General features: G+C 71.3%; 1 protein-coding gene. It reads right to left on the bottom strand.

Features of this window, described 5'->3' with window-relative positions; translation table 11 throughout:
- Positions 1 to 139: 139 nt before the first annotated feature.
- Positions 140 to 3,760: a transcription-repair coupling factor gene (mfd, locus tag ACFU99_RS35915; protein WP_384400495.1), complete on the bottom strand. Its 3,621-nt coding sequence runs from the start codon at positions 3,758 to 3,760 to the stop codon at positions 140 to 142.
- Between the last annotated feature and the right edge of the window lie 268 nt (positions 3,761 to 4,028).

Genomic DNA, 4,028 nt, shown 5'->3' with positions numbered 1-4,028 from the left:
GTGCGTCGCTTTCAAAGGCTGCCCGGCACCCGCCCCTACGAACCCACGGTTACAAACCCGCCCCCATTGATCACGTTGGCGACATTGACCAACCCGATTGCCCAGCCCGTCCCTACGAGCCCTACGAGTCCTACGAGCCCTACGAGCCCACCACCGTGGTGAGGAACTCTCCCGTCCACGCCAGCAGTTCACGGCCCATCAGGGGCTTGCCGCCGATGCGGGCCGTCGTCGGGCGGGGCACGAGGAGCTGGTGGGTGGCCGGCTTCATGACGGCGCGGGGGTGGAGCCGCTTGAGGCGGAGTTCCTGCGACTCGCGCAGTTCCACCGGTCCGAAGCGGATGTTGGAGCCCTGGAGCGTGATGTCCGCGACGCCGCAGGACCGGGCGAGCATCCGCAGGCCGGCGACGAGCAGCAGGTTCTCGACCGGCTCCGGCAGCTTGCCGTAGCGGTCGGTCAGCTCCTCGCGGACGGCCTTGATGTCCTCCTCGCTGCTCGCGGAGGCGATGGACCGGTACGCCTGGAGGCGCAGCTGCTCGCCCGGCGCGTAGTCGTGCGGCACGTGCGCGTCGACCGGCAGCTCGATCTTCACCTCCGGCGGCGCCTCTTCCTGGGTCTCCCCGTCGAGCGAGGCGCGGTAGTCGGCGACGGCCTCGCCGACCATGCGCATGTACAGGTCGAAGCCGACGCCCGCGATGTGCCCGGACTGCTCGCCGCCGAGCAGGTTGCCCGCGCCGCGGATCTCCAGGTCCTTCATGGCGACGTACATGCCCGCGCCCATCTCGGTGTGCTGGGCGATGGTGGCGAGCCGTTCGTGGGCCGTCTCGGTGAGCGGCTTCTCCGGCGGGTACAGGAAGTAGGCGTAGCCGCGCTCGCGCCCGCGCCCGACGCGGCCGCGCAGCTGGTGCAGCTGCGAGAGGCCGAAGTTGTCGCCGCGCTCGACGATGAGGGTGTTGGCGTTGGAGATGTCGATGCCCGACTCCACGATGGTCGTGGAGACCAGCACGTCGAACTTCTTCTCCCAGAAGTCGACGACGACCTGTTCCAACTGGGTCTCGCCCATCTGCCCGTGCGCCGTCTGGATGCGCGCCTCCGGCACGATCTCCCGCAGCCGGGCGGCGGCGCGGTCGATGGACTCGACGCGGTTGTGGATGTAGAAGACCTGGCCCTCGCGGAGCAGTTCGCGGCGGATGGCCGCGCCGATCTGCTTCTGCTCGTACGGGCCGACGAAGGTCAGCACCGGGTGGCGCTCCTCCGGCGGCGTCGTGATCGTGGACATCTCGCGGATGCCGGTGACCGCCATCTCCAGCGTCCGCGGAATGGGGGTCGCGGACATGGTCAGCACGTCGACGTTGGCGCGGAGCTTCTTCAGCTGCTCCTTGTGCTCGACGCCGAACCGCTGCTCCTCGTCGACGATGACCAGGCCCAGGTCCTTGAACTTCGTCTCGGAGGAGAACAGCCGGTGGGTGCCGATGACCAGGTCGACGGTGCCGTCCTTGAGACCTTCCAGCACCGCCTTCGCCTCGCTGTCCGTCTGGAACCGGGACAGCGCCCGGACCTTGACGGGGAACTGCCCGTAGCGCTCGGTGAACGTGCCGAAGTGCTGCTGCACCAGCAGCGTCGTCGGCACCAGCACGGCGACCTGCTTGCCGTCCTGCACGGCCTTGAAGGCCGCCCGCACCGCGATCTCGGTCTTGCCGTACCCGACGTCGCCGCAGACCAGCCGGTCCATCGGGACGGACTTCTCCATGTCCTCCTTGACCTCGGCGATCGTCGTGAGCTGGTCGGGCGTCTCCGCGTACGGGAAGGCGTCCTCCAGTTCGCGCTGCCAGGGCGTGTCGGGGCCGAAGGTGTAGCCGGGGGCCGCCATCCGCGCGGAGTAGAGCCGGATCAGGTCGGCGGCGATCTCCTTGACGGCCTTCTTCGCGCGCGCCTTGGTCTTGGTCCAGTCGGCGCCGCCGAGCCGGTGCAGGGTGGGGGCCTCGCCGCCCACGTACTTGGTGATCTGCTCCAGCTGGTCGGTCGGCACGAACAGCCGGTCGCCGGGCTGGCCGCGCTTCGCGGGCGCGTACTCCACCAGCAGGTACTCGCGCGTGGCGCCCTGCACCGTGCGCTGCACCATCTCCACATAGCGGCCCACGCCGTGCTGCTCGTGGACGATGAAGTCGCCGGGCTGGAGGGTGAGCGGGTCGATGGTCTTACGGCGGCGGGCCGGCATCCGGCCCAGTTCCCTGGACGCGGCCCGCTGCCCCGACAGGTCCGTCTCGGTCAGTACCACCAGCTTCAGGCCGGGGTCCACGAAGCCGTGCTCGACGGAACCGCACGCCACGTGCACCACGGACGGCGTGAGCTCCGCGAGCTCGCCCGTCTCGCTGTCGGGCGCGGCGAGCCGGGCGGGGATGCCCTCGCCGGAGAGGACCTCCACGGTACGGGCGGCGGGGCCGTGACCCTCGGTGACGAAGACCGTGCGCCAGCCGTCGGCCAGCCACCCCTTGGTGTCGGCGAGGGCGCGGGCGGTGTCGCCGCGGTACACCTCGGGGGCGTGCATGCCCAGCCCCAGGGTGTCGTCGTCCAGCTCCTCGTCCGCGGCGAACGGGCTGACCGACCACCACATCATGCCCAGGTCGCGGGCGTGCTCCCGGACGTCCGCGAGGCCCCACAGGGACGCCGCGCCCACGTCGATGGGGGCCGCCCCGCCGACCGCCGAGGCCGCCCAGGACGCCTGGAGGAACTCCTGCGAGGTCGCGACCAGGTCGGCGGCGCGGGTACGGACCCGCTCCGGGTCGCAGACCACCGTCATGCTCCCGGCCGGCAGCACGTCCAGCAGCAGCTCCATGTCGTCGACCAGGACCGGAGCCAGGGACTCCATGCCCTCCACCGCGATCCCCTCGGCGATCTTGCCGAGCAGTTCGCCGAGCTCCGGGTGGTCCTCGGCGAGGGCGGCGGCCCGCTGCCGCACGTCCTCGGTCAGCAGCAGTTCCCGGCACGGCGGGGCCCACAGCCCGTGCTCGGCGACCTCCAGGGACCGCTGGTCGGCGACCTTGAAGTAGCGGATCTCCTCGACCTCGTCGCCCCAGAACTCCAGCCGCAGCGGGTGTTCCTCGGTCGGCGGGAACACATCGAGGATGCCGCCGCGCACGGCGAACTCGCCGCGCTTCTCGACCAGTTCCACCCGCGCGTACGCGGCCGCCGCCAGCCCGTCCACGATCTCTTCGAGGTCGGCGCTCTGCCCGCTGCGCAGGCTGACGGGCTCCAGCTCCCCGAGCCCCTTGACCTGCGGCTGGAGTACGGACCGTACGGGCGCGACCACGATGCTCACCGGGCCGGCCGCCGGGTCGTCCGCGCGCGGGTGCGCCAGCCTGCGCAGTACCGCGAGGCGGCGGCCGACGGTGTCCGAGCGCGGCGAGAGCCGCTCGTGCGGCAGGGTCTCCCACGACGGGTACTCCACCACCGCGTCCTGGCGGCCCGCCGGCATCAGCGAGCGCAGCGCCGAGGCCAGATCCTCGGCCTCCCGGCCGGTCGCGGTGACGGCCAGCACGGTGCGCTGCGCGCCGCCCTTTCCGCTGCCACTCTTTCCGCTTCCGCCCTCTCCGCTTCCGTCCTTTCCGCTTCCGCTACGGGCCAGCGCCGCGATGGTGAACGGGCGGGCGGCCGGCGGTCCGACCAGGTCGATGTGGGGCCGGTTGCCGTCGGCTGCGGCCTTTACCGCTTCGGCGAGCGCCGGATCTTTGACGACTGCGTCGAGCAGGCCGTGCAGGCTCATGGAGGCTTCCGTCCCAGGGGAGTGGACTCGATAAGGAGATTAAGGGGATTAAGGAGATTAAGGGGATAGAGAGATGGCGAGGCGGAGTGGGTGGACAACGCGAACCGCCCGACACGTCCAACGTGCCGGGGTTCTCCAGCCTACGACGGGGCACCGACACGCACACGCGGGACCGGTCCGGGCGCGCTCCCCCGCGATGCGCCCGGACCGGTCATGGAGGGGGCGACGGGGCGGCGCGGCAGTCGTCCGCCCGGACCCGCCATCGGTC

Origin of the sequence: Streptomyces sp. NPDC057654, assembly GCF_042800135.1 — a bacterium.
In the GTDB taxonomy this organism is placed as follows: domain Bacteria; phylum Actinomycetota; class Actinomycetes; order Streptomycetales; family Streptomycetaceae; genus Streptomyces.
This window is presented reverse-complemented; position numbering and strand designations above follow the sequence as displayed.